Consider the following 26177-nt stretch of genomic DNA (forward strand, 5'->3'; position numbering starts at 1 on the left):
CTTAGCGCGCCTTCAGCTGAACGGATTTGTTGTACATGTTCATCACGGCCGAGATGATCAGGCTGATCGTCAGATAGATCAGCATCATCAACAGCATGCACTCCAACTCGCGGCCGGTCTGGTTCAGGGTGATCCCGCCCAGCGTACCGCGCAGGTCAAGGTAGCTGACCGCGATGCCCAGCGAGGTGTTCTTGGTCAGGTTCAGGTACTGGCTGATCAGCGGCGGGATGATGACGCGCAGCGCCTGAGGCAGGATGATCAGGTTCATCGTGCGGTTGGGGCGCAGGCCCAGGGCGAAAGCGGCTTCGGACTGGCCGCGGCTGATCGCAAGGATGCCGGCGCGGACGATCTCGGCGATGAAGGCGGCAGTGTAGAGGCTGAGGGCGACGGTCAGAGCGGTGAAGCTGTGCGCAACCAGGATGCCGCCAGCGAAGTTGAAGCCCCTGAGTTCGGGGATTTCCAGGTGGAACCCCATGGCGACCAGCATCACGATGACCGGCGCGAAGAGGATCAGGATCGATTTCCACCAGGTCACCGGCCGGTCGCCCGTCGCCTCTTGCTGCGCGCGGGCCGCAGCCAGAAGGCGGCGGTTGGCCCAGATCGAGCCGACGACCACGGCCAGGATGGCCCAGAACGTCAGGTTCAGCGACATGAACCCAAGATCAAGCGTGCCAAGCCCGCGTTCGAACAGAGGGGCCGGGATGTTGGTGCCGCGGTTGGTAACGGCCACGGTGTCGAAAATCATCATCGAGGCGGCAGGTGCCTCGCCCGCGGCGGCCATCTCGTCGGTGACGCGGAAGTCGCGGGGTTGCGGCGTGGTCTCGGACAGGATGACGTAGGTCAGAAGGATCCACAGCAGCAGCGGGATGTTGCGGAACAGTTCGACATAGACGGTCATCAGCCGGCCGATCAGCCAGTTCCGCGACAGGCGCAGAACGCCGATGGTCACGCCAAGGATGGTGGCGAAGATGCAGCCCCAGAAGGCCACGGCCAGGGTGTTCAGCAATCCCACCAGAAGCGCCCGGAAATGGTTGCTGTCGTTGGTGTAGGGGATCAGCTGCTGGCCAATGTCATAGCCGGCGCGCTGCCACAGGAAGGTGAAGTCGAACTCTTTCCCGCGGGCAGCCAGGTTCTGCGCGGTGTTGTTCAACAGCCAGGCAACCGCCATGGCGAAAAGCACCAGCACCACGATCTGGATCGTGTAGGATCGGTAGCGCGTATCGTAGATAAGCATCGAGAGCCGAAAGCTGTCTTTCGGCACGTCCGTGGCCATTGCCATGGCTTCCCCCTGTTTCCTGAAGACGGCGCCGGTTTGCCGGCGGCTGCGGGGTCTGTGGCCCCTGGTCGGTCAGGTTGTCATTGTCGTGGAAAAAGGGGGCGCCGCAATGGGCGCCCCCGGGTCTGGATCAACGCAGCGGCGGGGCGTACTGCAGGCCGCCCTGGGTCCACAGCGCGTTCAGGCCGCGGGCCAGGTTGATCGTGGTGCCTTCGCCGATGTTGCGCGAGAAAACCTCGCCATAGTTGCCGACGGCGGCAATGGCGCGCTTGAAGGCGTCGTTGTCGAGGCCCATCTTCGCGCCCATGTCGCCCGAGGCGCCCAGGAGACGCTTGACTTCCTCATCGGTGGTCGACGCCAGCACTTCCTCGACGTTGGCCGAGGTCACGCCCTTTTCTTCGGCGATCAGCATCGCGTAGAAGGTCCAGCGGACCACGTCACCCCACTGGCTGTCGCCATGACGGACGACCGGGCCAAGCGGTTCCTTCGAGATGATCTCGGGAAGGATGATGTGGTTCTCGGCATCCGGCATGGTCGCGCGGCTGGCGGCCAGGCCCGAGGCGTCGGTGGTGTAGGCGTCGCAAGCACCGGCCAGATACTGGCGCTGCGCTTCCGAGTCATCCGCAACCGTGACCGGCTGATAGCTGATGTTGTTCTGCTTGAAGAAGTCGGCCAGGTTCAGTTCGGTGGTGGTGCCGGTCTGGATGCAGACGGTGGCGCCATCAAGCTCTTTCGCGGACGAAACGCCCAGGTCTTTCTTCACCATGAAGCCCTGGCCGTCGTAGTAGTTGACCGCCACGAAATCGAGCGCCAGTTCGCTGTCGCGCGAGTAGGTCCAGGTCGAGTTGCGGACCAGCACGTCGACTTCGCCCGACTGCAGCGCGGTGAAACGGGTTTCCCCGGTGGTCGGCACGAACTTCACCTTGGTTGCGTCGCCCAGAACGACAGCGGCGATGGCGCGGCACAGGTCCACGTCGAAGCCAGCCCAGTTGCCGCTTGCGTCCGGAGCACCAAAGCCGGTCAGGCCGGTGTTCGACCCGCAGATCAGCTCGCCCCGCGCCTTGACATCGTCAAGCGTCGCGGCGCCAGCCAGGCCAGCAACCAGAGTGGTGGCCGCCAGCGCGCCGAAGAATACGGTTTTTTTCATTCTTACCTCTTCCTGAGTGTGCGGCCGTTCGCGGGCCGCGCTTTTCTTGTACCGATCGACCCCTCGATCAGCCTGACTGATGGAGGTGAGCCTCTCCCAGTGCGTTGTAGTTTCAACTAAAGCGGTTTGAAAGGTCAAGCGGCTGCGCCCACAATCAGGAAAAACGCACAAATTCGCGGCTTTGCAGCGGGCAATCCGCCCTGCTTCGGTCACTCATCCAGTCGGGTGCGGGATTTGTTACCGGCACAATCCGAAGAATCGGTCGGCGCGCAGGAAATCGTCGTGCTTCCGCGCGGCCATTTCGGCGGCTTCCTCGTCCTCGCCCCACTGTTCGATCTGCCAGGTTTCGTCGATGCGGCTAAGGCGCCAGGCGTCATCTGCGTCCAGCCGTCCCCGCGTCACGGCCAGCGCAAGCACGAGGGAACCGGACAACGCCACCAGGTCATGAAAGGCGGTCAGCTGGAATGGCGTCAGCGCCCGCACCGCCTGATCCAGGGCGGCAAGGCTGGCTGCGGGTTGGTCGCGGTGCATCACCCCGATGGTGGGGGACAGCGGCGCGCCAAGCGTGTCGGCCGCCCAGTGCAGCAAGGAATCCCAGCCCTGCGCCTGCCGGTCCACCAGCGCCTGCGGCCCCTCGGCCCGGTAGCACAGCAGGTCACTGCCGCCATATTCGGCCAGCATAGCGGCCACGGCGTCGAACTGCGGGGCGACCTTGTCGATCGCGGAATTCGCCATCCGGGTAAAGGGCATCTGACCGGGATCGACCTTGCCATCCACGGCCTGCCATTCGGCAGCCACTTCGCGGGCCAAACCCTCGGTCGGGAGGACCAGCAGCGCCTTTTGCGGGGTGCGGACCGGCCTGCCGTCCAGTTGCACGGTAAAGCCGCCCTCGGCCGGGACCACGCTGGCGGCTGCCCAGAAGCGCCGCGCGGACCAGACGCTCATCTGATCACCTCGAACGGGTCGGCGGGTACGTCATCCTCTTTCCAGTCCAGAAGCTTCCAGGTGCGCGCCATATGCTCGGGCAGGGGCGCGGTGAAGGTCATCAGCTTCTTGGTGATCGGATGTTCGATGGTCAGCGACCGGGCATGCAGATGCAGCTTCTTCGACAGATCGCCCCCCGCCCCAGCGCCCCAGCCGTCGCCCATGTTCTCGGACTCGCCGCCGCCGTACTTGCCGTCGCCCAGGATCGGGTGGCCGATCTCGGCCATATGGGCGCGCAGCTGGTGGGTGCGGCCGGTGACGGGTTCCAGCGCCATCCAGGACAGGCGGGCGCCCAGGAACCAGAGGGTGAAATAATCGGTATGGGCGCGCTTGGCATCCGGGTGGTCGGCCATCTTGGCGGGATGGACGCAGAGCATCTTCTCGCCCTCGCCCCCCCTGCCCCGGCCCGGCGCCTTTTCCAGCGCGAACTTGATCGAGCCCTTGCGCGGATGCGGGACGCCCGCGACGACGGCCCAGTAGATCTTGCGCGCATTGCGGTGGCGCAGGGCTTCGGACAGGGCGCGGGCTACGCGGTCGGTGCGGGCCAGCATCAGGACGCCGGAGGTGTCCTTGTCCAGCCGATGCACCAGCTTGGGCTTTTCCTTGTAGCCGAACTTCAGCGCCTCGGCCAAGCCATCGACATGGCGGTCGCCCTGGCCGCTGCCGCCCTGGCTGGGCAGGCCCGGGGGCTTGTTCAGGACGATCATGTGCTCGTCCTTCCACAGGACGGCGGACTGGATCATACGGGCATCGGCGGCCGAGACGCCCTGGATCCGCGCCTCGGCCATCGGGGTGGGGTCCGGCAGCGGCGGCACGCGCACGGTCTGGCCCGGGGCCACGCGGTCCGAGGCCTTGACCCGGGCACTGTCGACGCGGATCTGGCCGGTGCGGCACAGTTTCTCGACCGCGACCTGGTTCAGCTGCGGAAAGCGGCGGCGAAGCCACTTGTCCAGGCGCTGTTCGCCCTCATCCTCGGTCACGGTCAGGTTCTGGACGGTCATTGCAAGCCTCGGGCAAGGGCCACGCCAAGCGCGACAGCAAGAAGGGAAACGGCGACGGACGCCAGGACATAGAGCGCGGCCGTCAGGGGCTGACCTTGCTGGACAAGCTTCAGCGTGTCGAGCGAGAAGGCCGAAAAGGTGGTGAACCCGCCCAGGAGGCCGGTCATCAGGAAAAGCTGCCAGCCGGTGCGGGTGTCAAGAAGGACGAAGGCCGCGCCGATGGCGAGGCTGCCCAGGACGTTGACCGCCGCCGTGCCCCAGGGCGCACCGACCGCGGCCACCATCAGGTAGCGCAGCACGGAACCAAGCGCGCCGCCAAGCGCGATCAGGGGCAAGGTCTGGGACATGTCCGTGCTTTGCGGCGGGTGGGGCGGAATGTCAATGTTTGCTGGGGGCGCAGCGGGGACCAAAATCCTTGAGCAAGGATTTTGACAAATTTCTTACTGCAGAAATTTGGGCCTAGCCATCCTGCCGTTTCGCCCTCAGCTTGGCGAAGTACTCGGACCGCTTCTTCAACTCGCGCTCGAAGCCGCGTTCGGGGGGCAGGTACCAGACCGGGCGCTTCATGCCCTCGGGGAAGTAGTTCTGACCCGAAAATCCGTCCTCGGCATCATGGTCATAGGCATAGCCCGACCCATAGCCCTGGTCCTTCATCATCCGGGTGGGGGCGTTCAGGATGTGCTTCGGCGGCATCAGGCTGCCAGTCTCGCGCGCCGCAGCACGGGCCGCCTTGTAGGCCACATAGACCGCGTTCGATTTGGGCGCGAGGGCGAGGTAGACCACGGCCTGCGCCAGGGCCAGTTCGCCCTCGGGACTGCCCAGGCGTTCGTAGGTCTGCCAGCTGTCCAGACAGACCGCCTGCGCCTGGGGATCGGCCAGGCCGATGTCCTCGACCGCCATGCGGGTCAGCCGGCGGGCCAGGAAACGGGGGTCCTCACCGCCCTCGAGCATGCGGGCGAACCAATACAGCGCGGCGTCGGGGTCGCTGCCGCGGATGGATTTGTGCAGGGCGGAGATCAGGTTGTAATGCTCGTCCCCCGACTTGTCGTATTTCGCGGCCCGTCGCATCAGCCGCTGCGAAAGCTGGTCGCGCTTGAGCGGGCCATCCACCTTCCAGGCGGCGACCTGCTCGATCAGGTTCAGAAGCGCGCGGCCGTCGCCATCGGCCATCTCCAGCATCGCCTCGCGCGCCTCGCCCTTCAGCGGCAGGGCGCGGCCCAGTTCCTGCTCGGCCCGCTGCGCCAGGCGTTCGAGGTCGGCAAGGGAGAGCCGCTCCAGCACGATCACCTGCGCGCGAGAGAGAAGTGCCGCGTTCAACTCGAAGCTGGGGTTTTCGGTCGTGGCGCCGACCAGAAGGATCGTCCCATCCTCCATATGCGGCAGAAAGCCGTCTTGCTGTGCCTTGTTGAAACGGTGGATCTCGTCGACGAAAAGCAAGGTGCCCTTGCCGTTCTGGCGCCGCAGCTTGGCGGCCTCGAACACCTTGCGCAGGTCCGGGACGCCGGTGAAGATCGCCGAGATCTGGACGAAATGCAGGTCCGTCTCGTCCGCCAGAAGCCGGGCGATGGTGGTCTTGCCCACCCCGGGCGGCCCCCACAGCACCAAGGAGGACAAGGACCCTGCCGCCAGCATCGCCCCCAAGGGCCCGTCGCGGGACAGGACCTTTTCCTGGCCGATCACCTCGGCCAGCGACTTTGGCCGCAGCCGGTCGGCCAGCGGGCGGGGGCCGCCGTCGGGACGGGCAGGCGTGTCAAACAGGTCGGCCATGGGACCACCTTACCGGGCCATGCGGCGGGACTAAAGCCGGAAGCGCAGGCGCAGGGGCCTGCGGTTCTGCAAGCGAGCGTCGCACCCTGCCCTGCAACCGCACCCCGGCGGCGTCAGACAGCAGTCTGCAGCGCGCGCGACGTCCCCAAGGCCGCGCCGCCTGCAGTCCTGCGTTCTGGTGTCTGCCGCCAAGCCTAGTGCAGGGTTTGCGGACAGTTCATCGCGATGCACTGGTTCGGCACACCGCCGATATCCAGAACCGGACCGATCACCTCGGTCTGAAAGCCGATGCGGCGCATCCAGCGGCCCCAGATCGACGGGCACAGGCCAATCAGCCGCTCGGCCCCAAGGGCGCGGGCGCTGGCCACCATTTCCAGCATGAGATCGCGCTGGACCTTGCTGCGGATTTCGGCCCCCACATCGCGCGAGACGAAGACGCGGCTGGTTTCGCACACCAGTGGCGAGACGGGTGCGGGTTCGTACAGCAGGGTGGCTGGAATGGTTTCCAGAAGGCCCCGCTGGGCGTCGCGGATCATGTAGGAATAGATCCCGCATCGTGCCGTCGTCGGCGTCAGCCGGATGCCGGCCAGCACCGTCGCGCCGTCGTGGACGGCGATCCAGCGGCTTTGCGGCGTGTCGTACTGATCGAACTCCATCCCGTCGACTTCGGGAAGGTCCCATTTCCGCTGGACGATGAACGTCTCGCGGCGGGCCTTCAGGAGATTGGTGAAGAGCACCCCATGGTCATGGATGTTCTGAAACGAGAGAGTCGTGGTCTGCATGTTCGCCTCCAGCGCGGTTAAAAACCTGGTCTGCTGGGGGCCGCTTCACAGCAGCTTGTACTCGATGGCCCGCTGGATCGCTTCGGCGTTCGTTCGGCAGAGCAGCCTTTCGCGCGCGGTACGCAGGCGAGCCTTCAATGCGCTTTCCGTAATGCCGATATGCTGCGCGGCTTCAGAGTAGCGGAACCCCTTGGATATCAGTCTGAGAGCTTCGAGCTGGGCACCCGACAGCTTTTCGGGCGGCGTCGATTCGCGGTGCAGGACGCGGACCAGATCCATGATCGTCTCGATCTCGACGTCGGTGAATTCGCGGTCGGTCCGGGCAAAGCCGCCGATTGAACGGGAACTGGTGGGGCCATGCGACACGGCGATGCCGAAGCGCAGCCCGAATTCGGCCGCCTGCTCCATCACGCGATGCGGATCGGGATGGTCCAGCGCGCTCCACCGGATCGCGCCTTCGGTGCCGAAACCCCAGGACACCAGCGGATCGCACATCATGTAGCCGCGGTTGGTGTAGATCTCGATCCAGCGCGGGTCATAGGTCTGCACCATGATCTGCGCCGAGGCGAAGCGGATGTGCAGGCCAAGGGCATAGCCCGCCGGGGCAATGTCCGCCAGCTTTGCCAGGCCCAGTTCAAGGCCTTTGGTCCGCGTCATGTCTGCAATCCCCGACGTTAGGTCTTGACGTCATATAGCAACCGAATTGCGGCGCCCGCAACCGTCGGGCGACGAAGGCACATCTCCTGCGTGCTTTCCGCATCGCGGCCATGCAAAAGGGCCCCTCCTGCGAGGGGCCCTGTTTCAGCGCGAAAGGCCTTGGCTTACGCCTCGGCTGCTTCTTCACGGGCGCGGTCGGCAGCGCCCTTGGCCGAGGTGTCGCGGTCGACGAATTCGATGATCGCCATCGGGGCCATGTCGCCATAGCGGAAGCCGGCCTTCAGGATGCGGACGTAACCGCCCTGACGATCCTTGTAGCGCGGGCCGAGGATGGCAAACAGACGCTCGGTGTGCATGTCCTGCTTCAGCGCGGCATGGGCCTGACGGCGGGCATGCAGGTCGCCGCGCTTGGCAAGCGTGATCAGCTTTTCGATGATCGGACGCAGTTCCTTGGCCTTGGGCAGAGTGGTCTTGATCTGCTCGTGCTCGATCAGCGAGCCGCACATGTTGGCGAACATCGCCTTGCGGTGTTCGTGGGTCCGGTTGAGGCGGCGGTAACCGCGGGCGTGACGCATGATAGTCTCCTGACGTCTGGTTTTGCTTTGTGTTGCCGGCCTGCGTTGGACCGACGTCGTTGGGGCGGAATTGCCCAGGGTTCCCCGGCGCGACCGGGCATTTGGCGTAGGGTGGGGTTCAACCCCACCCTACGTTGTTCAGAACTGGTCCTCGAACCGCTTGGCGAGGTCCTCGATGTTTTCCGGCGGCCAATCCTCGACGTCCATGCCAAGGTGCAAGCCCATGCCCGACAGCACTTCCTTGATCTCGTTCAGGGACTTGCGGCCGAAGTTCGGGGTGCGCAGCATCTCGGCTTCGGTTTTCTGGATCAGGTCGCCGATGTAGACGATGTTGTCGTTCTTCAGGCAGTTGGCCGAACGGACGCTGAGTTCCAGCTCGTCCACCTTCTTGAGGAGGAGCGGGTTGAATTCCAGGCCCGAGTCGATCTCGCCGACCTTCGCCGATTCCGGTTCTTCGAAGTTCACGAAGATCGACAGCTGATCCTGCAGGATGCGCGCGGCATAGGCCACGGCGTCATCCGGCGTCAGGCTGCCGTCGGTTTCGATCTTCATGGTCAGCTTGTCATAGTCCAGCACCTGGCCCTCGCGGGTCGGGGTGACTTCATACGACACCTTCTTCACCGGCGAATAGATCGCGTCGATCGGGATCAGTCCGATCGGCGCATCTTCCGGGCGATTCTTGTCGGCCGAGACATAGCCCTTGCCGGTGTTCACGGTCAGCTCCATGAACACGTCCGCGCCTTCGTCCAGGTGGCAGATGACGTGGTCCTTGTTCAGGATCTCGATCCCGTTCGATTCCGAGATGTCGCCAGCGGTCACCACGCCCGGCCCCTTGGCCGAGATCGACAGGCGCTTCGGCCCCTCGACTTCCATCTTGATGCTGACGCCCTTGAGGTTCAGGACGATGTCCGTCACGTCCTCGCGCACGCCGGCGACCGAGGAAAACTCGTGCAGGACGTTGTCGATCTGGACGGAGGTGATCGCGCCCCCCTGCAGCGAAGACATCAGCACACGGCGCAGCGCGTTACCCAGCGTCAGGCCAAAGCCCCGCTCCAGCGGCTCGGCGATGACAGTCGCGACGCGGGCGGCATCAGCCCCCGGCTTCACGACCAGCTGCGTCGGCTTGATGAGTTCCTGCCAGTTCTTATGGATCATTCTGAAGCCCCTATTCTTGTCCGCTGCCAATGTCCGAAAGCCGGCGGACGCCCGAGGATCGTAAACGACGAAAACCGGGCCGCGAGGGGTGATCCCCCCACGGCCCGGCAGAAATCAATGCCTTAGACGCGGCGACGCTTCGGCGGGCGGCAACCGTTGTGCGCCAGCGGGGTCACGTCGCGGATCGAGGTGATCTGGAAGCCAACGGCCGCCAGGGCGCGCAGCGCCGATTCACGGCCCGAACCCGGACCCTGCACTTCGACTTCCAAAGTGCGGACGCCATGTTCCTGCGCCTTCTTGCCGGCGTCTTCGGCAGCCATCTGGGCCGCGTAAGGCGTCGACTTGCGCGAGCCCTTGAAGCCCATGGTGCCCGAGGACGACCACGAGATCGCGTTGCCCTGAACGTCCGAAATCAGGATCTTGGTGTTGTTGAAGGAAGAGTTCACATGCGCCACGCCAGCGGCGATGTTCTTGCGCTCTTTCTTCTTGGTGCGGGCGGCTTTGGTATCACGTGCCATGTTTCAAGCCCCCTTATTTCTTCTTGCCGGCAATGGCCTTCGCGGGGCCTTTGCGGGTACGGGCGTTGGTGTGGGTGCGCTGACCGCGGACCGGCAGGCCCTTGCGGTGACGCAGGCCACGGTAGCAGCCCAGGTCCATCAGACGCTTGATGTTCATCGTGACTTCGCGGCGCAGGTCGCCTTCGACAGTCAGGTTCGCGTCGATGTATTCGCGGATCGCCAGAACCTCAGCGTCGGTCAGCTGGTTCACGCGACGGGCGTTGTCGATCTTCAGCGCCTCGCAGATGGTCTGCGCGGTGGCAGGGCCGATCCCGGTGATGTAGGTGAGCGCGATCGGAACCCGTTTCGCGGTCGGAATGTTGACGCCAGCAATACGTGCCAAACGTGTCGTCCTTCTTCGGTTGCGGTTCCGTAGTGCCAGAACCTTTTTTCACAACACCGCACGGGCAGTTAACCCGGCGATACGAACTTCCCCAATAAGGAAGGCCCGCAAGGCGATTCCACCGCGGGACGCCGTGCATTAGGGGCTTTTCCCGGGGCCGTCAAGGCCGCGAGAGAGGTTTTTCAGGCTTTGTCAAGAACCGATGCGATAGCTTCAGCAACGCTGTCCACTTCGGCCAGCCCGTTGACGGCGGAAAGCTGCCCCTTGGCGTAGTAAAAGCCGATCAGGGGCGAGGTTTTCTTGTAATATTCCATCAGCCGGGTCTTGAGGGTTTCCTCGTTGTCGTCGGCCCGCCGCTTCATGTTGGTGCCGCCGCAGACATCGCAGACGCCCGGAACCTTGGTCGGCCGGGTGGTGTCGTGGTAGACCTCGCCACAGGTGCCGCAGGTGAAGCGGCCGGTGACGCGGGCGACCAGCACCGCATCGTCAACCTGCATCTCGATCACCCGGTCCAGCGTTGCACCCATCCGGGTCATCAGCTGGCCCAGGGCATCGGCCTGCTTCAGCGTCCGCGGGAAGCCGTCGAAGATGAAGCCGCCCTTGGCGCCGTCCTTCATCTTGGCTTCGATCAGGCCGATCACGATCTCGTCCGTGACCAGCTCGCCCCGGGCCATGATGCCTTCGACCTGACGGCCAAGATCGGTCCCCTTGGCGATGGCCTCTTTCAGCATGTCGCCGGTCGAGAGCTGCACCATGCCGCGCGCCTCTTCCAGGCGTTTGGCTTGCGTTCCCTTGCCCGCGCCGGGCGGCCCCAGAAGAATGATATTCGCCATGGGATCAGCGCCGCGCCGGAGCCTTGGGTGCGCCGGTCTTTTTCTTCCCGCGCAACTGCGACTTTTCGATCAGGGCTTCATACTGGTGGGCCAGAAGATGCGACTGGACCTGCTGGATCGTATCCATCGTGACCGACACGACGATCAGGACCGAAGTACCGCCGAAGTAGAAGGGGATACCCAGTTCGGCGATCAGCACCTCGGGCAGGAGGCAAACGGCGGCAAGATAGGCCGAGCCGAGGACCAGGATGCGGTTGACCACATATTCCAGGTATTCCTCGGTCTTTTTGCCGGGGCGGATGCCGGGGATCGAGGCGCTTTGGTTCTTCAGGTTCTCGGCGACCTCGTCAATCTTGAAGGTCACGTTCAGCGTGTAGAAATACGAGAAGAACACGATCATCAGCGCCAGGAACACCAGGTGCAACGGTTGGCCATAGCCAAGCTGCGCCGAAAGCCAGGACAGCACCGGATTGGTGCCGCTGCCCGAGAAGGTGGCGACGGTCGTCGGCAGAAGCAGGATCGACGAGGCGAAGATCGCCGGGATCACGCCCGCCGGGTTGACCTTGATCGGCAGGTGCGAGGTCCCGCCCTCATACACCTTCATCCCGACCTGGCGGCGCGGGTAAAGGATGCTGATCTTGCGCAGGGCGCGTTCCATGAAGACGACGAAGGCAATCACGCCGACGACCATCAGGATCACGCCCAGGATCACCGGGGTCGACAGCGCGCCCGAGCGGCCCTGCGCGAAGAACTGCGCGATGGCGGCGGGGATTTCCGCGACGATGCCGACGAAGATGATCAGCGAGATGCCGTTGCCGATGCCGCGGGCGGTGATCTGCTCGCCAAGCCACATCAGGAACATGGTGCCGCCGACCAGCGTGATGACGCAGGAGGCGACGAAGAACCAGCCCGGCTCATGTGCAAGGCCACCGCCCTGGATCGACATGGCGATGCCGTAGCCCTGCAGGATCGCCAGCGCCACGGTGCCGTAGCGGGTATACTGGTTCAGCTTCTTGCGGCCCTGCTCGCCCTCTTTCTTCAGCTGCTGCCAGGGGGCGTACATCGTGGCCAGAAGCTGCACGATGATCGAGGCCGAGATGTAGGGCATGATGCCCAGGGCAAAGATCCCCATCCGGCTGATCGCGCCGCCAGTGAACAGGTTCAGCATGCCGCCGATGCCTTGCGACGCCTCGGCCATGAACTCGCGCAGCGCCTGACCGTCGATCCCGGGGACCGGGATGTAGGTGCCCAGGCGGTAGACGATCAGCAGGCCGATCGTGAAGAAGATGCGTTGGCGCAGGTCTGTGGCCTTGCCCAGCATACCCCAGCTGAGGTTCGCCGCCATTTGCTCTGCAGCAGATGCCATGTCAGGTCTCTTTCAAGCCAAGCGCCGCCGGACCGTTCTCCGGTTCGGCGGCGCGGGAAAACTTGGTCTGATGTAAGCGACCACGGGGCCGCTCACAATCCCTTATTCAGCCGCAGCCGCGACCGGTGCCAGGAGCGTGACCTTGCCGCCGGCTTTCTCGATCGCTTCCACAGCCGAAGCCGAGGCGCCGGTGACGGTCAGGTTGATCTTCGAGGTCAGCTCGCCCTTGGCCAGCACGCGGATGCCGTCGCGCTTGTTCGAGGTCAGACCGGCCGCGACCAGCGCGTCCTCGGTGATCTCGGACTTGATGTCCAGCTTGCCGGCGGCGATGAACTTCTCGATCAGGCCCAGGTTGACCACCGAGAATTCCAGACGGTTCGGCTTGTTGAAGCCGCGCTTCGGCAGGCGGCGATAGAGCGGCATCTGGCCGCCTTCGTAGCCACCCAGAGCCACGCCCGAGCGGGATTTCTGACCCTTGATACCACGACCAGCGGTCTTGCCCTTGCCCGAACCGGGGCCGCGAGCAACGCGCTTTTTCTTCTTGGCCGCGCCTTCGTTGTCGGCGAGTTCATGCAGTTTCATTTCGCTTCTCCTTGCCGGATGCGCCCCCGAAGCGAGAACGGGACGACCACGGCTTTTCTTGATTCTCATGGCCGGACTTGGCCACCGAGGGGCGATACAGGACGTGGCCCCGAAAAGCAAGGGTGAGGCTGTCCACGGTGGTCATCTGGACGATGCCCTTTGCTTCCAATGGGTTATGATTTTTCGTCAGGGTCTCGTTAACTAATCTGGGTCAGGCAAGGCTCGCCCCCTGCCTGATTGCAGCAGCGCGCCGCGGCAATGGTGCGCAAGAACCTGCCGCTCTCTTGTCCGGCGCTTCACCGGTGTACTTCATCGCCGGAACACAAGCCACCTGAGCCGGTTCTTTGTTCCTGCTCATCAGAATTCGCTGGTGAGACGAAAGATGGAGAAGGACAATGGCGAACAATCAGAACCAGTCGGGTGGTCAATCGGGCGGCAAGTCCGGTGGCCAGTCTGCACGCAGCGATGCGGGTCAAGGCGACGTCAAGAACCCAGAGACCGACGGCCGCCTGAAAGAGAATGGCGGCGGCCAGCAAGGCCAAGGGGACGTCCGTGACAATAACGACGGCCGCCTCAAGCAGAACCGCTAAGCCCCTCCAAACCAAATCGGTCGGCGCCCTGCCCTTGTGGTGGGGCGTCTGGATTCAAGGAACCAGGAAGAATGAGAAACGCCCCCGCTTTTGGCGAGGGCGTTGATACGGCGGAGGCGTAGGGTGGGCAGATTGCCCACCCTACGCCCGAACCTTCGCTTAGCCGCGCTCTTCGATGATCACAACCAGGTGGCTGATCGAGTTCACCATGCCGCGGACGGAGGGGGTATCCTCCAGCTCGCGGGTGCGGTTCATCTTGTTCAGGCCGAGGCCCTTCAGCGTCGCGGTCTGCACGGCCGGACGGCGGGCGGCCGAACGGATCTGCTTGACGACGATGGTTTTCTTCTTGTCAGCCATGGTAATCAGGCCTCCACGGTTTCGGCTTCGGGCTTCCGAAGGATTTCGGCGACCTTCTTGCCACGACGCGACGCGACCTGACGGGGCGAGGTTTCGTGCTTCAGCCCGTCGATGGTGGCGCGGATCATGTTGTAGGGGTTCGTCGATCCGATCGACTTGGCCACGATGTCCTGGATGCCCAGCATTTCGAACACGGCGCGCATCGGGCCGCCGGCGATGATGCCGGTACCGGCCACGGCGGTCCGCATCACGACCTTGCCGGCGCCGTGGCGGCCTTCCATGTCGTGGTGCAGGGTGCGGCTGTCCTTGAGCGGGACACGGATCAGGCTGCGTTTGGCCTGCTCGGTCGCCTTGCGGATCGCTTCCGGCACTTCCTTGGCCTTGCCCTTGCCGAAGCCGACGCGACCACGCTGGTCGCCGACAACGACGAGAGCTGCAAAGCCGAAGCGCTTGCCACCCTTGACGGTTTTCGAGACGCGGTTGATCGCGACCAGACGGTCGGCGAATTCCGGGTTTTCTTCCGGACGGTTGTCGCGGCGATCGTTGCCACGGCCTTCCCGGCGGTTATCACGTTCTGCCATATGGCAATTCCTTCGTGGTGGCGCGCATCGGCGCCGTTAGAGCCAATCCTGGTGCCCCGGATCAGGTCCGGGGCCCGGATCATCGGGGCAGCGTTGCCGCTGCCCGCCTGAACTTAGAACTTCAGACCGCCTTCGCGGGCTGCATCGGCAAGCGCCTTGATCTTGCCGTGGAACAGGAAGCCGCCACGGTCGAAGTAGCACTCTTCAACCCCGGCCTTCTTGGCCCGCTCGGCAATCGCCGCGCCGACCTTGGCCGAAGCTTCCACATTGTTCTTGCCCACCACGCCGAGATCCTTCTCGAGCGAGGAAGCCGCGGCGATCGTCACACCCTTCACGTCGTCGATCAGCTGAACGCTGATGTTCTTCGACGAACGGTGCACCGACAGCCGCAGGCGGCCATGCGAGGTCGCCTTGATCTTGTTCCGGACGCGCAGGCGGCGCTTGAGGAACAACTCTCTCTTGTTGTTTGCCATTTTCGCCACCCTTACTTCTTCTTGCCTTCCTTGCGGAAGATATACTCATCCTTGTAGCGGATGCCCTTGCCCTTGTAGGGCTCGGGCGCGCGCCATTCGCGGATGTTCGCGGCCACCTGACCAACCTGCTGCTGGTCGATGCCTTCGACAGTGATTTCGGTCTGCTTCGGGACGGTGATGGTCACCCCCTTCGGCACTTCGAAGTTCACTTCGTGGCTATAGCCCAGCGACAGTTTCAGGACGTTGCCAGCCATCGCAGCGCGGTAGCCGACGCCCTGGATTTCCAGGTCCTGCTTGAAGCCTTCCGAAACGCCGGTCACCAGGTTGGCAACCATCGAGCGGGTCATGCCCCACTGCTGACGGGCGCGCTTCGACAGGCCACGCGGGGTGACCTTGATGACTTCGCCCTCGACCGTGAGGGTCACGTCGTCGCCTGCGGTGAAGCTGCGGGTCCCTTTCGGGCCCTTCACTTCGATGGTCTGACCGCTGACCGAGGCAGAAGTGCCTTTGACCAGGGTGACGGGTTTCTTGCCGATACGAGACATTGCACCCTCCTCAGAACACGGTGCAAAGCACTTCGCCGCCAACATTGGCCGCGCGTGCATTTGCATCAGTGAGAACGCCCTTGGGCGTGGAGACGATCGCGACGCCAAGGCCGTTACGGACCGAGGGAAGCTCGCTTACACCCATGTACACGCGACGGCCGGGCTTGGACACGCGCTTGACTTCGCGGATCACAGGCTCGCCTTCGAAGTACTTCAGGCTGATGGTGAATTCACCCTGGCCGTTCGAGGTGTCTGCCTTTTCATAGCCACGGATGTAGCCTTCGGACAGAAGCACGTCGAGGACGCGGGCGCGCAGCGTGGATGCGGGGGTCACGACAGTGGACTTGCCGCGCATCTGGGCGTTGCGGATACGGGTCAGCATATCGCCGAGAGGATCGTTCATGGACATCTGATTCCCCCCTTACCAGCTGGACTTGACCATGCCGGGGATCTGGCCGAACGAGGCCAGGTCACGCAGCATGATACGCGAGAGTTTGAGCTTGCGATAATACGCATGCGGACGACCCGTCAGCTGGCAGCGGTTGTGGATCCGCGTCGCCGACGAGTTGCGAGGCATCTCGGCCAGTTTCAGAGTCGCTTTGAAACGATCTTCCATCGGCTTCGACTGGTCGTTGATCACCGCCTTCAGCGCAGCCCGCTTGGAAGCATGCTGCTTCACAAGCTTGGCCCGCTTCACTTCGCGGTTCACCATGGATTTTTTTGCCATATCTCAGGTTCCTCGCGCTTACGACGTGAAGGGCATGTTGAAATGCTTCAACAGCGCCTTGGCTTCGGTGTCGTTTTTCGCGTTGGTGCAGATGATGATGTCCATCCCCAGAACTTCATCGACCTTGTCGAAGTTGATCTCGGGGAACACGATGTGCTCTTTCAGGCCCATGGCGTAGTTGCCATTGCCGTCGAAGCTGGTGCCCTTCACGCCACGGAAGTCGCGGACGCGCGGCAGCGCGACGTTGATCAGGCGGTCCAGGAATTCGTACATCTTGTCGCCGCGCAAGGTGACCTTGCAGCCCAGCGGCATCTCTTCACGGACGCGGAAGCCGGCGATCGACTTCTTGGCCTTGGTGATGACAGCCTTCTGACCGGCGATCTGGGACAGTTCCTCGGCGGCCTGCTTGACCTTCTTGGTGTCCTTGACGGCCTCGCCGACGCCCATGTTCAGGACGATCTTGTCCAGACGCGGGATCTGCATGTCGTTCTTGTAGGCGAACTCTTCTTTCATCGCGGCGCGGATCTTGCCTTTGTATTCGGCTTTCAGGCGCGGCGTGTAGGTGGCTTGGTCGAGCATCAGATCGCCTCCCCGGTGGTCTTGGCGAAACGGACCTTCTTGTCGCCTTCCATGCGGAAGCCGACGCGGGTCGCTTTGCCGTTCTTGTCCACGATGGCGAGGTTCGACAGGTCGATCGGCATCGCCTTCGGCACCCGGCCGCCCTGGCTGGCCGCCGACTGCTTCGTGTGACGGATCGCCACGTTCACGCCGTCGACAATGGCCTTGTTCTCGGACGGCATGACGGCGGAAATCTCGCCCTTCTTGCCCTTGTCCTTGCCGGTGAGCACGACGACCGTGTCACCCTTCTTGAGTTTCGCAGCCATCAGAGCACCTCCGGAGCCAGCGAGATGATCTTCATGAAGTTCTTGGCACGCAGCTCGCGCACGACCGGCCCGAAGATACGGGTGCCGACCGGTTCGCCCTGGTTGTTCAGGATGACGGCGGCGTTGCGGTCGAAACGGATGGTGGTGCCGTCTTCACGGCGAACTTCCTTGGCGGTGCGAACGACAACGGCCTTGCGGACGTCACCCTTCTTCACGCGGCCCTTCGGAATCGCTTCCTTGACCGACACCACGATGATGTCGCCGACGGAAGCATAACGGCGGTGCGAGCCGCCAAGAACCTTGATGCACTGAACTCGGCGAGCGCCGGAGTTGTCAGCCACATCCAGATTCGTCTGCATTTGGATCATTTGAAAGTCTCCCGACCTTCGGGGCTAGGCCCCGGGGTTTCGTAAAGGCGGCAGAGGTTACGCTTGCGCGTCGACCACCACCGTCCAGCGTTTCGTTTTCGAAATCGGCGCGCATTCTTCAATGCGCACGGTGTCGCCGACCTTGAACTTGTTCTCCGCGTCGTGGGCGCGGTACTTCTTCGACTTACGCACGGTCTTCTGCAGCAGCGGGTGCTTGAAGCGGCGTTCGACGGAAACGGTGATCGTCTGCTCGTTCTTGTCCGAGGTGACGGTGCCCGTCAGGATACGTTTCGGCATGGCGGTTCCCCTTACTTCGCAGCTTCGGCGGCTTTTTGGCCGAGAACGGTCTTGATGCGGGCGACGTCACGGCGGACGGCACGCATGCGGGCGGTGTTCTCAAGCTGGTTGGTCGCCTGCTGGAAGCGCAGGTTGAACGCTTCCTTCTTGAGCTGAACCAGGCTGTCGCGCAGCTGGTCCGGCGTTTTCGACTTCAGTTCTTCGGCTTTCATGCCGCTTCCTTTTCCACAATCGCCAGACGGCCCCTTCAGGAAGGGTCACCGAGGACCTGGCGGATCAATGACAAACCAACGAATCCGGGAGCCCCGGAATCGCTGGATGGCGTCGTATAGGGGGGAAGGGCGTGGGGGGCAAGGGGGAAGTTGGGGGGCTCATTAGTCAGCCGAGCCGTCATCGCGAAGTGGACCAACCAAGCAGAGCGAGCCAATCCGTGTGAGGGCCCACCATCTGCAGCAAACTGTCGTCAATGACACGCCCCTTCTTCAGTTCTTTCCGGCAACGGGCGACATACTCTTGGATTGCGTTCCAGACACGTTCGTTGGTCACCTGCTGGCCACGGCGAATATCAACTTCAGCCGCGAGCTTCCAAGTTCGATAAACGAACACTTTTGTCCGGCCCAGCATGTTCCTCTTCTTCTCAGCGCTGAAGTATTCGCCGCGAACCTGACTACTGAGGAAGTATAACCTTATGTATCCAATGGTTTCATTGAAGCGCCACGGCCCAAATGCTTCGTATTGCCTTTGGCTCATTCCATCGACGGCTTCCTTGGTTGGGTCGTAACCGGGAATAGACTTTTGACGTTCTACCTGCGCGGCCAACCGTTGATCCATCAACGCGTTGTACTGATCGTAGCTGAGCCGATAGACGGGCAAGTCGTAGAAATAGACTGTGCTCATTGTGCCTCACGACCACCCATAGTTGAAGCTGACCGAGATCCGCTCTTCCTCGGACATGTTCATCGGGACTTCGTGGCGCAGCCAACTTTCCCACAGGAGAACCTCGCCCACCGCGGGTTTGACGTAGACGAAGCGCTGCAGCTCTTGCGGCGCGGTTTTCAGGGGCACGGGGGCCAGCATCATCATGGGCAGGCGGGGGTCCTCAAGCTTCAGCGCCGAGGTCCCTTCCGGCATCGCGACATAGGTCGTGCCCGAGATCACCGAATGTGGGTGGATGTGGCTGGCGTGGGTGCCGCCTTCGGGCAGGATGTTGATCCAGAGCGAATTGCACTTCAGCTTCTTGTCGCCCAGGTCGAAGCCGAGGTCCTTGCAGAAGGCGGCGACGTGCTTATCCAATGCCTTCTCCAGATCGCCGAAGATCGGCATCCGCCAGGGCAGGTCATCGAGCGAGGCATAGGAAGTGTAGCCGGGATAGCCGTTCGCCTCGCACCACTCCTGCCCGGCCTCGTCATCCTCGGCCACCATGTCGCAGGTCTGGCGAAGTTCGGCGTAGTCGACCTTCTTCTTCGCCAGGTCATTGAGACCGGCACGGTAAAGGCGGGTGACGAAAAGGGAGGTGATTTCGGGCATGGTCGGCTCCAGATTTGAAAAGGCCCCCGCCGTTTCCAGCGGGGGCCGATATCGCAGGTCGGGGTTACCCCCGCCCCTTACCAGTCTTCCTTCGCGACGATGCGCGTGGTGACCGGGAGTTTCATCGCGCCGAGACGCAGGGCCTCACGTGCGATTTCGTCGTTCACGCCGTCGATCTCGAACATGATCCGGCCGGGTTTGACCTTGGCCGCCCAGTAGTCGGTCGAGCCTTTGCCCTTACCCATACGAACTTCGACGGGCTTGGCCGAGACCGGGACATCCGGGAAAATCCGGATCCAGACCCGGCCCTGACGCTTCATGTGGCGGGTGATCGCGCGGCGGGCCGCTTCGATCTGCCGCGCGGTGACGCGCTCCGGCTCGGTCGCTTTCAGGGCGTAGGAGCCGAAGTTGATCAGGAACCCACCCTTGGCTTCGCCATGGATGCGGCCCTTGTGCATCTTGCGGAACTTGGTGCGCTTTGGTTGCAGCATCTCATTCTACTCCTTACGCGCGTTCGCGGTCGCGGCGCGGACCACGGGGGGCCGGGCCGTCAGCCGCTTCGGCGAGACGACGATCATGGGCCTGCGGATCATGCTCAAGGATTTCGCCTTTGAAGATCCAGACCTTCACACCGATGATCCCGTAGGGGGTCTCGGCTTCCGACAGCGCATAGTCGATGTCGGCACGAAGGGTGTGCAGGGGCACGCGGCCTTCGCGGTACCATTCGGTCCGGGCGATTTCGGCGCCGCCCAGACGGCCGGCGACGTTCACACGGATACCAAGCGCACCCATCCGCATCGCGTTCTGCACGCCACGCTTCATCGCGCGACGGAAGGAGACGCGGCGCTCCATCTGCTGGGCGATCGACTCGGCCACCAGCTGGGCGTCAAGTTCCGGCTTGCGAACCTCGACGATGTTCAGGTGCAGTTCGGACTTGGTGAACACGGTCAGCTTCTTGCGGAGCGTCTCGATGTCCGCGCCCTTCTTGCCGATGATCACGCCCGGACGCGCAGTGTGAATGGTCACACGGCACTTCTTGTGCGGACGCTCGATGATCACGCGGCTGATGCCGGCGGCCTTCAGCTCCTTGTGGATGAACTCGCGCATGCGGAGGTCTTCCAGCAGGAGATTGCCGTAGTCCTTGGATTCAGCGAACCAGCGGCTGTCCCAGGTGCGGTTGACCTGGAGGCGCATGCCGATCGGATTGACCTTCTGACCCATTATGCGGACTCCCCGGCTTGACGGACCTTGATGGTGATTTCAGAGAACGGCTTCATGATCTTGCCGAACCGGCCACGAGCCCGCGGACGGCCCCGCTTCATCACCAGGTTCTTGCCAACCCAGGCCTCGGCCACGATCAGGCTGTCGACGTCGAGGTTGTGGTTGTTCTCCGCGTTGGCGATTGCCGACTGGAGGCACTTCTTCACGTCACCCGCGATGCGGCGCTTGGAGAAGGTGAGGTCGGCCAGGGCCTTGTCCACCTTCTTGCCCCGGATCAGACCGGCGACGAGGTTCAGTTTCTGCGGCGAGGTGCGAAGCATGCGGAGGACCGCCATCGCTTCGTTGTCCGCCACGCGACGGGGGTTCTTTTCCGATCCCATGGCTTACTTCCTCTTCGCTTTCTTGTCGGCGGCGTGACCGTAGTAGGTCCGCGTCGGCGAGTATTCACCGAACTTCTGGCCGATCATCTCCTCGGTCACGGCGACCGGGACGTGCTTCTTGCCGTTGTAGACCCCGAAGGTCAGACCAACGAACTGCGGCAGGATGGTGGACCGGCGCGACCAGATCTTGATCACTTCGGACTTGCCACCGGCCTTGGCCTTTTCGGCCTTCTTCAGGACGTAGCCGTCGACGAACGGGCCTTTCCAGATGGAACGTGCCATGGATTAACGCCCTTTCTTCTTGGCGTGGCGCGAGCGGACGATCAGGCTGTCAGAAGCCTTCGGCTTGCGCGTCTTGTTGCCCTTGGTGCCTTTGCCCCACGGGGTAACCGGGTGACGGCCGCCCGAGGTACGGCCTTCGCCGCCGCCATGCGGGTGGTCGATCGGGTTCATCGCGACGCCGCGGACCGTCGGGCGGATGCCCTTGTGGCGCATACGTCCGGCTTTACCGAAGTTCTGGTTCGAGTTGTCCGGGTTCGACACGGCACCGATGGTGGCCATGCATTCCTGACGGACCATCCGCAGTTCGCCCGACGAAAGGCGGATCTGCGCGTAAGAGCCGTCACGGCCGACGAACTGGGCATAGGTGCCCGCCGCACGGGCCAACTGGCCCCCCTTGCCGGGCTTCAGCTCGACGTTGTGGACGATGGTACCGATCGGCATGCCGCTGAACGGCATCGCGTTCCCCGGCTTCACGTCGGTCTTCGCGCCAGCGATGACGCTGTCGCCCACGGCCAGGCGCTGCGGCGCCAGGATATAGGCCAGTTCACCGTCCTGGTACTTGACCAGCGCGATGAAGGCGGTGCGGTTCGGGTCATATTCGATCCGCTCGACGACCGCCGGGATATCATATTTGCGACGCTTGAAATCGACCACCCGGTAGAGACGCTTGGCGCCCCCGCCCTGGTGAAACATCGTGATCCGCCCGGTGTTGTTCCGGCCGCCAGTACGGTTCAAACCCTCGGTGAGGTGCTTGACCGGGCGGCCTTTCCACAGCTCCGAACGGTCGATCAGAACCAACCCACGTTGGCCAGGCGTCGTCGGCTTATACGACTTGAGTGCCATGTTCTCTGTCTTCCGTTTGCTTGCACGGGTGTTGCCACCCGGCGGTGAAGGGCTCCGAAGATCCCCGATTTAGTGTCCGTTCCTTTTGCGGCTGCATCGGGAACGAACAAACCAAGAGCCCCGGACGAATCCGGGGCTGCTGGCGTGGCGGGGGAGTAGCAGAGGGGGGTGGGGGTGGCAAGGGGGAGATGGGGGGATTCTATGTCAGCAGTCCCAAAGACGGTTTGCGCTGTTGCAGCTGCGTCGAAGGGAAGGATGGGGACGCGCGTGGACGATAGGGTTTCTGACCCTCAAAGGCCCTGCGAAGTCGCGCAGGTCAGGAAACGGGTCACGTCATCTTGTATGCGACGCCAGTTGGGGAGTTCAAAAAGATCGTAGCTGAGCTTAACATCCAGACCAGCAGCAGAAAAGAAGTGCTTGCATCCTGGATTTAGAACAGCGCCAGCAATGTGGCAATTGAGGATGGCTGATGGAGTGCCGCGTGACTCTTCAGAAATATAGATTGTCTTTTGAGGTGGATTCTGATCGTGCGCCTCTTCACTGGGAGACTCAATTTCCTTGAGGCCAAATGGTCCGGGCATTCGAACATAGTTTTCTAGCGGTCGGTCAGGATTTCCTCCACGAATGAACAGTTCTGCCTGAAGCGGCGCAAGTTTCTCCATCGGTATATGATCTGAAACCAAAATTTTCAGGAGACTACGAAGGCCTTTCTTCTGTCGTTCAGCCGTTTCCGGGCGAGTGACTGGCAGAAAGCTTCCGATCTCGACTCTAAAGAGTTGCGCCGTATCGCGGAAGCCATCCTTCCGGTCCCAAGGGTCTTCGAAATAGTGGATCGGGACACGCATCGGCACCTCACGGTGCTCCAGCTGCATGACGATCGTGTGGTTGACGTAGGTCGCGTCCTCGGTAAATGCCCAGCAGGGATCAAAGTCATTGGGAATCGGGGTTGGCACGCCTTCGGCATGTGAATTAGTCGCCATACCAAATAAAAGGATGGAAAGGATCAGGCGCATCGAACACCAAAGTTGGCAGCTGTTCAACGTAGAGATCGCACAGATTTTGAAAAACAAAAAGCCCCCGCCTTCCGGCAGGGGCTCTCTCATTTCACTCAAGCCTAAGGCTCAGAGGCCGGTCGTCACGTCGATCGTCTGACCGTCTTCCAGCATGACATAGGCCTTCTTCTTGTCCGAACGCTCGCCTGCGCGACCGCGGAAACGCTTGGCCTTGCCCTTGGTGATGGTGGTGTTCACCGCCTTCACCTTCACACCAAAGATCGCCTCGACGGCTTCCTTGATCTGCGGCTTGGTCGAGTCCATCGCGACCTGGAACACGACGGCACCCGCCTCGGAGGCCATGGTGGCCTTTTCGGTGATGATCGGCTTCTTGATCAGGTCGTAGTGCTCCGGCTTGATGGCCGCAGCGGTTTTCGGTGCTTTGCTCATTTCAGGCGAGCCTCCAGGGCTTCGATACCGGCCTTGGTGATGACCAGGGTATCACGCTTCAGGATGTCGTAGACGTTGGCACCCATGGTGGGCAGAACGTCGACGCCGTCCAGGTTGCGGGCGGCCAGTGCGAAGTTGGCGTCAACGGTCGCGCCGTCGATCACCAGAACGCGCTTCCAGCCGAGTTCCGACTTCATCTTGGCCAGGTTGGCGGTCTTGGCTTCGGTGAGGGTCGCCGCGTCCAGGATCACCAGTTCGCCCGCCTTGGCCTTGGCCGAGAGCGCGTGCCGCAGCCCGAGGGCGCGGAACTTCTTCGGCAGGTCATGGGCGTGCGACCGCGGCTGCGGGCCCTTGGTGACGCCACCGTGACGGAAGATCGGGGCCTTCTTGGAACCGTGGCGTGCGCCGCCGGTGCCCTTCTGGCGATAGATCTTCTTGGTCGAGTACGAAACCTCGGCCCGGGTCAGCGTCGAGTGGGTGCCGGCCTGGGACCGTGCCCGCTGCCAGCGCACCACGCGGTGCAGGATGTCGGCGCGCGGCTCGAGGCCGAACAGCGCTTCGTCCAGATCGATGGAGCCGGCCTTGCCGCCGTCCAGCTTGATCACATCAAGTTTCATGCTTCACCCCCTTCGGCGGCCACTTCGGCAGCCGGAGCAGCAGTCGACCGGATCGCGGCCGGACGCGGGGCGTCCTTGGCTTCCGGCTTCTTCACGGCGTCCTTGACGGTGACCCAGCCACCCTTCGATCCGGGGACAGCGCCCTTGATCATGATCAGGCCGCGGTCGGCGTCGGTGCGGACGACCTGCAGGTTCTGAGTGGTCACGCGGACCGAACCCAGGTGGCCGGCCATCTTCTTGCCCTTGAACACCTTGCCGGGGTCCTGGCACTGGCCGGTCGAACCGTGCGAACGGTGCGAGACCGACACACCGTGCGAGGCGCGAAGGCCGCCGAAGTTGTGACGCTTCATCGCACCGGCGAAGCCCTTACCGATCGAGGTACCGGCGACGTCGACGAACTGGCCCGCGAGGTAGTGGTCAGCGGTGATTTCCGCGCCCACGTCGATCAGGCAGTCGGGCGAGACGCGGAATTCCGCGATCTTGCGCTTCGGGGCCACGTTCGCCTTGGCGAAGTGACCGCGCTGAGCGGCGGTGGTCCGCTTGGCCTTGGCAACGCCAGCGCCGAGTTGGACGGCGGTGTAGCCATCCTTGTCAGCGGTGCGCTGTGCCACGACCTGAAGGCTGTCCAGCTGCAGAACCGTCACCGGAACCTGCTTGCCGTCCGCCAGGAACAGCCGGGTCATGCCCAGCTTCTTTGCAATAACTCCAGAGCGCATCTGTTTCATGCCCCCTTAAACTTTGATCTCGACGTCCACGCCGGCAGCGAGGTCGAGCTTCATCAGCGCGTCCACGGTCTGCGGGGTGGGGTCGACGATGTCGAGAAGACGCTTGTGCGTGCGGATTTCCCACTGGTCACGCGACTTCTTGTCGATGTGCGGACCACGGAGAACCGTGAACTTCTCGATCTTGTTCGGCAGCGGGATCGGGCCGCGGACGGTGGCACCGGTACGCTTGGCGGTGTTCACGATCTCCTGGGTGCTGGCGTCCAGCACACGGTAGTCGAACGCCTTCAAGCGGATGCGGATGGTTTGACCTTGCATCACTGTTTTCCTTTTAGAACATCGGCCTGGGACTTCGGCGCCCACCCGAGAGGTTCTGTTTCGTTGGTTCGAAGGGCGGGCTATTACAGCCCGCCCCTGGAAAGTGCAATATGCCTTTTAGGCGATGATCTTCGAGACGACGCCTGCGCCGACGGTGCGGCCGCCTTCGCGGATGGCGAAGCGCAGTTTTTCTTCCATCGCGATCGGGGCGATCAGCTCGACCACGAACTTCAGGTTGTCGCCCGGCATCACCATCTCGGTGCCTTCCGGCAGCTGCACGGTCCCGGTCACGTCGGTCGTGCGGAAGTAGAACTGCGGACGGTAGTTCGCGAAGAACGGCGTGTGGCGGCCGCCTTCTTCCTTGGTCAGGATGTAGGCTTCAGCCTCGAACTTGGTGTGCGGGTTCACCGACTTCGGCTTGCACAGCACCTGGCCACGCTCCACGCCCTCGCGGTCGATGCCGCGCAGCAGAACGCCCACGTTGTCGCCGGCTTCACCGCGGTCCAAGAGCTTGCGGAACATCTCGACGCCGGTGCAGACCGACTTCTTGGTCTCGCGGATGCCCACGATCTCGACTTCGTCGCCGACGTTGATCACGCCACGCTCCACCCGGCCGGTCACAACCGTGCCGCGGCCCGAGATCGAGAACACGTCTTCGATCGGCATCAGGAACGGCTGGTCGATCGCACGCGCCGGGGTCGGGATGTACTCGTCAACCGCCTTCATCAGCGCGCGGATCGAATCCTCGCCGATGTCCTTGCGCTCGCCGATCATCGCCTGGTGGGCCGAGCCCTTGATGATCGGAATGTCGTCGCCCGGGTATTCGTAGGACGAGAAGAGCTCGCGCACTTCCATTTCCACGAGTTCCAGCAGCTCTTCATCGTCAACAAGGTCGACCTTGTTCATGTAGCAGACCATGTACGGAATGCCGACCTGACGGCCGAGCAGGATGTGCTCGCGCGTCTGCGGCATCGGGCC

At 63.0% G+C, this 26177-nt stretch carries 40 protein-coding genes; 1 reads left to right on the forward strand and 39 read right to left on the reverse strand.

Translation table 11 applies throughout. The features are described from left to right. Nucleotide 1: 1 nt before the first annotated feature. The 15 genes from CXR42_RS18885 to rplO all read right to left on the reverse strand — a co-directional run bounded on the left by CXR42_RS18885 (nucleotide 2) and on the right by rplO (nucleotide 13025). Nucleotides 2-1279, reverse strand: a complete 1278-nt coding sequence (locus CXR42_RS18885; protein ID WP_103259158.1) for an amino acid ABC transporter permease — start codon at nucleotides 1277-1279, stop codon at nucleotides 2-4. Nucleotides 1280-1406: 127 nt separating this feature from the next. Beyond that, nucleotides 1407-2423, reverse strand: a complete 1017-nt coding sequence (locus tag CXR42_RS18890) for an amino acid ABC transporter substrate-binding protein (protein ID WP_103259159.1) — start codon at nucleotides 2421-2423, stop codon at nucleotides 1407-1409. Nucleotides 2424-2660: 237 nt separating this feature from the next. Continuing rightward, the gene (locus tag CXR42_RS18895) at nucleotides 2661-3368 is read right to left on the reverse strand and encodes an ATP12 family chaperone protein (protein WP_103259160.1); all 708 of its coding nucleotides are present in this window, start codon (nucleotides 3366-3368) and stop codon (nucleotides 2661-2663) included. Further along, nucleotides 3365-4408 (reverse strand): RluA family pseudouridine synthase, encoded by a 1044-nt coding sequence (locus CXR42_RS18900; RefSeq protein ID WP_103259161.1) that lies wholly within the window; start codon nucleotides 4406-4408, stop codon nucleotides 3365-3367. The genes CXR42_RS18895 and CXR42_RS18900 overlap by 4 nt, the downstream gene beginning before the upstream one ends. Further along, on the reverse strand, nucleotides 4405-4755 hold the full coding sequence (gene crcB / locus CXR42_RS18905) for a fluoride efflux transporter CrcB (RefSeq protein ID WP_103259162.1): 351 nt from the start codon (nucleotides 4753-4755) through the stop codon (nucleotides 4405-4407). The genes CXR42_RS18900 and crcB overlap by 4 nt, the downstream gene beginning before the upstream one ends. Nucleotides 4756-4867: 112 nt before the next feature. Next, nucleotides 4868-6175 carry a replication-associated recombination protein A gene (locus tag CXR42_RS18910; RefSeq protein ID WP_103259163.1) on the reverse strand — a complete coding sequence of 436 codons (1308 nt, stop codon included), beginning with the start codon at nucleotides 6173-6175 and terminating at the stop codon, nucleotides 4868-4870. 194 nt (nucleotides 6176-6369) lie between these two features. Continuing rightward, entirely contained in the window at nucleotides 6370-6957 is a 588-nt protein-coding gene (locus CXR42_RS18915; RefSeq protein ID WP_103259164.1) for an acyl-homoserine-lactone synthase, read from the reverse strand. 45 nt (nucleotides 6958-7002) lie between these two features. Further along, nucleotides 7003-7614 (reverse strand): autoinducer binding domain-containing protein, encoded by a 612-nt coding sequence (locus CXR42_RS18920; RefSeq protein WP_103259165.1) that lies wholly within the window; start codon nucleotides 7612-7614, stop codon nucleotides 7003-7005. Between the two features lie 164 nt (nucleotides 7615-7778). Then, a complete protein-coding gene (gene rplQ / locus CXR42_RS18925; RefSeq protein ID WP_103259166.1) occupies nucleotides 7779-8189 on the reverse strand; it encodes a 50S ribosomal protein L17 in 411 nt (136 codons plus the stop codon). A gap of 138 nt (nucleotides 8190-8327) precedes the next feature. Beyond that, nucleotides 8328-9344 carry a DNA-directed RNA polymerase subunit alpha gene (locus CXR42_RS18930; protein ID WP_103259167.1) on the reverse strand — a complete coding sequence of 339 codons (1017 nt, stop codon included), beginning with the start codon at nucleotides 9342-9344 and terminating at the stop codon, nucleotides 8328-8330. Between the two features lie 122 nt (nucleotides 9345-9466). Next, entirely contained in the window at nucleotides 9467-9862 is a 396-nt protein-coding gene (gene rpsK / locus CXR42_RS18935; RefSeq protein ID WP_103259168.1) for a 30S ribosomal protein S11, read from the reverse strand. Between the two features lie 13 nt (nucleotides 9863-9875). Then, entirely contained in the window at nucleotides 9876-10244 is a 369-nt protein-coding gene (rpsM, locus tag CXR42_RS18940; RefSeq protein WP_103259169.1) for a 30S ribosomal protein S13, read from the reverse strand. A gap of 182 nt (nucleotides 10245-10426) precedes the next feature. Further along, nucleotides 10427-11077, reverse strand: coding sequence for an adenylate kinase (locus CXR42_RS18945; RefSeq protein WP_103259170.1), 651 nt, complete (start codon nucleotides 11075-11077; stop codon nucleotides 10427-10429). A gap of 4 nt (nucleotides 11078-11081) precedes the next feature. Then, on the reverse strand, nucleotides 11082-12443 hold the full coding sequence (secY, locus tag CXR42_RS18950; RefSeq protein WP_103259171.1) for a preprotein translocase subunit SecY: 1362 nt from the start codon (nucleotides 12441-12443) through the stop codon (nucleotides 11082-11084). A gap of 102 nt (nucleotides 12444-12545) precedes the next feature. Continuing rightward, nucleotides 12546-13025, reverse strand: coding sequence for a 50S ribosomal protein L15 (rplO, locus tag CXR42_RS18955; protein ID WP_103259172.1), 480 nt, complete (start codon nucleotides 13023-13025; stop codon nucleotides 12546-12548). Between the two features lie 395 nt (nucleotides 13026-13420). Here rplO and CXR42_RS18960 point away from each other — a divergent pair, with 395 nt between their 5' ends. Further along, nucleotides 13421-13615: a hypothetical protein gene (locus CXR42_RS18960; protein WP_103259173.1), complete on the forward strand. Its 195-nt coding sequence runs from the start codon at nucleotides 13421-13423 to the stop codon at nucleotides 13613-13615. Between the two features lie 159 nt (nucleotides 13616-13774). Here the strand turns inward: CXR42_RS18960 and rpmD are convergent, their stop codons facing one another. The 24 genes from rpmD to CXR42_RS19075 form a co-directional block, all read right to left on the reverse strand. Beyond that, nucleotides 13775-13972 carry a 50S ribosomal protein L30 gene (gene rpmD, locus CXR42_RS18965; RefSeq protein WP_103259174.1) on the reverse strand — a complete coding sequence of 66 codons (198 nt, stop codon included), beginning with the start codon at nucleotides 13970-13972 and terminating at the stop codon, nucleotides 13775-13777. A gap of 5 nt (nucleotides 13973-13977) precedes the next feature. Further along, nucleotides 13978-14553, reverse strand: a complete 576-nt coding sequence (rpsE, locus tag CXR42_RS18970; RefSeq protein ID WP_103259175.1) for a 30S ribosomal protein S5 — start codon at nucleotides 14551-14553, stop codon at nucleotides 13978-13980. Nucleotides 14554-14666: 113 nt separating this feature from the next. Then, nucleotides 14667-15026, reverse strand: a complete 360-nt coding sequence (gene rplR / locus CXR42_RS18975) for a 50S ribosomal protein L18 (RefSeq protein ID WP_103259176.1) — start codon at nucleotides 15024-15026, stop codon at nucleotides 14667-14669. 11 nt (nucleotides 15027-15037) lie between these two features. Beyond that, complete coding sequence (gene rplF, locus CXR42_RS18980; protein ID WP_103259177.1) at nucleotides 15038-15571, reverse strand: 50S ribosomal protein L6; 534 nt, start codon at nucleotides 15569-15571, stop codon at nucleotides 15038-15040. Between the two features lie 10 nt (nucleotides 15572-15581). Continuing rightward, nucleotides 15582-15980 (reverse strand): 30S ribosomal protein S8, encoded by a 399-nt coding sequence (rpsH, locus tag CXR42_RS18985; RefSeq protein WP_103259178.1) that lies wholly within the window; start codon nucleotides 15978-15980, stop codon nucleotides 15582-15584. Between the two features lie 12 nt (nucleotides 15981-15992). After that, entirely contained in the window at nucleotides 15993-16298 is a 306-nt protein-coding gene (gene rpsN / locus CXR42_RS18990) for a 30S ribosomal protein S14 (RefSeq protein ID WP_103259179.1), read from the reverse strand. Nucleotides 16299-16316: 18 nt separating this feature from the next. After that, a complete protein-coding gene (gene rplE / locus CXR42_RS18995) occupies nucleotides 16317-16877 on the reverse strand; it encodes a 50S ribosomal protein L5 (protein ID WP_103259180.1) in 561 nt (186 codons plus the stop codon). Continuing rightward, on the reverse strand, nucleotides 16877-17182 hold the full coding sequence (gene rplX / locus CXR42_RS19000; protein ID WP_103259181.1) for a 50S ribosomal protein L24: 306 nt from the start codon (nucleotides 17180-17182) through the stop codon (nucleotides 16877-16879). Before rplX ends, rplE begins: the two co-directional genes overlap by 1 nt. Continuing rightward, nucleotides 17182-17550 carry a 50S ribosomal protein L14 gene (gene rplN, locus CXR42_RS19005; RefSeq protein WP_091302592.1) on the reverse strand — a complete coding sequence of 123 codons (369 nt, stop codon included), beginning with the start codon at nucleotides 17548-17550 and terminating at the stop codon, nucleotides 17182-17184. Before rplN ends, rplX begins: the two co-directional genes overlap by 1 nt. Nucleotides 17551-17607: 57 nt before the next feature. Next, nucleotides 17608-17847 (reverse strand): 30S ribosomal protein S17, encoded by a 240-nt coding sequence (rpsQ, locus tag CXR42_RS19010; protein WP_103259182.1) that lies wholly within the window; start codon nucleotides 17845-17847, stop codon nucleotides 17608-17610. An 11-nt stretch (nucleotides 17848-17858) separates the two neighbouring features. Continuing rightward, entirely contained in the window at nucleotides 17859-18059 is a 201-nt protein-coding gene (gene rpmC, locus CXR42_RS19015; RefSeq protein ID WP_103259183.1) for a 50S ribosomal protein L29, read from the reverse strand. Nucleotides 18060-18237: 178 nt separating this feature from the next. Next, the gene (locus CXR42_RS19020) at nucleotides 18238-18744 is read right to left on the reverse strand and encodes a hypothetical protein (protein ID WP_103259184.1); all 507 of its coding nucleotides are present in this window, start codon (nucleotides 18742-18744) and stop codon (nucleotides 18238-18240) included. Between the two features lie 6 nt (nucleotides 18745-18750). Beyond that, nucleotides 18751-19374 (reverse strand): TIGR02466 family protein, encoded by a 624-nt coding sequence (locus CXR42_RS19025; protein WP_103259185.1) that lies wholly within the window; start codon nucleotides 19372-19374, stop codon nucleotides 18751-18753. Between the two features lie 77 nt (nucleotides 19375-19451). Then, nucleotides 19452-19865 carry a 50S ribosomal protein L16 gene (gene rplP / locus CXR42_RS19030; RefSeq protein ID WP_103259186.1) on the reverse strand — a complete coding sequence of 138 codons (414 nt, stop codon included), beginning with the start codon at nucleotides 19863-19865 and terminating at the stop codon, nucleotides 19452-19454. Nucleotides 19866-19878: 13 nt separating this feature from the next. Next, nucleotides 19879-20595, reverse strand: a complete 717-nt coding sequence (rpsC, locus tag CXR42_RS19035; protein WP_103259187.1) for a 30S ribosomal protein S3 — start codon at nucleotides 20593-20595, stop codon at nucleotides 19879-19881. Next, complete coding sequence (gene rplV / locus CXR42_RS19040; RefSeq protein ID WP_103259188.1) at nucleotides 20595-20975, reverse strand: 50S ribosomal protein L22; 381 nt, start codon at nucleotides 20973-20975, stop codon at nucleotides 20595-20597. The genes rpsC and rplV overlap by 1 nt, the downstream gene beginning before the upstream one ends. 3 nt (nucleotides 20976-20978) lie before the next feature. After that, the gene (gene rpsS, locus CXR42_RS19045; protein ID WP_103259189.1) at nucleotides 20979-21257 is read right to left on the reverse strand and encodes a 30S ribosomal protein S19; all 279 of its coding nucleotides are present in this window, start codon (nucleotides 21255-21257) and stop codon (nucleotides 20979-20981) included. Between the two features lie 3 nt (nucleotides 21258-21260). Then, nucleotides 21261-22100, reverse strand: coding sequence for a 50S ribosomal protein L2 (rplB, locus tag CXR42_RS19050; protein WP_103259190.1), 840 nt, complete (start codon nucleotides 22098-22100; stop codon nucleotides 21261-21263). Between the two features lie 290 nt (nucleotides 22101-22390). Then, the gene (locus CXR42_RS19415; RefSeq protein WP_146038119.1) at nucleotides 22391-23203 is read right to left on the reverse strand and encodes a hypothetical protein; all 813 of its coding nucleotides are present in this window, start codon (nucleotides 23201-23203) and stop codon (nucleotides 22391-22393) included. Nucleotides 23204-23221: 18 nt separating this feature from the next. Continuing rightward, nucleotides 23222-23542 carry a 50S ribosomal protein L23 gene (locus CXR42_RS19055; RefSeq protein WP_103259191.1) on the reverse strand — a complete coding sequence of 107 codons (321 nt, stop codon included), beginning with the start codon at nucleotides 23540-23542 and terminating at the stop codon, nucleotides 23222-23224. Further along, entirely contained in the window at nucleotides 23539-24159 is a 621-nt protein-coding gene (gene rplD, locus CXR42_RS19060; RefSeq protein ID WP_103259192.1) for a 50S ribosomal protein L4, read from the reverse strand. Before rplD ends, CXR42_RS19055 begins: the two co-directional genes overlap by 4 nt. Further along, nucleotides 24156-24875, reverse strand: coding sequence for a 50S ribosomal protein L3 (rplC, locus tag CXR42_RS19065; RefSeq protein ID WP_103259198.1), 720 nt, complete (start codon nucleotides 24873-24875; stop codon nucleotides 24156-24158). The genes rplD and rplC overlap by 4 nt, the downstream gene beginning before the upstream one ends. Before the next feature lie 15 nt (nucleotides 24876-24890). Next, nucleotides 24891-25199, reverse strand: a complete 309-nt coding sequence (rpsJ, locus tag CXR42_RS19070) for a 30S ribosomal protein S10 (RefSeq protein ID WP_103259193.1) — start codon at nucleotides 25197-25199, stop codon at nucleotides 24891-24893. A 117-nt stretch (nucleotides 25200-25316) separates the two neighbouring features. Beyond that, nucleotides 25317-26177 (reverse strand): elongation factor Tu (locus CXR42_RS19075; RefSeq protein ID WP_103259199.1); only part of this gene is annotated, 861 nt, incomplete at its 5' end.

Origin of the sequence: Tabrizicola aquatica (assembly GCF_002900975.1) — a bacterium.
GTDB classification, from domain to species: domain Bacteria; phylum Pseudomonadota; class Alphaproteobacteria; order Rhodobacterales; family Rhodobacteraceae; genus Tabrizicola; species Tabrizicola aquatica.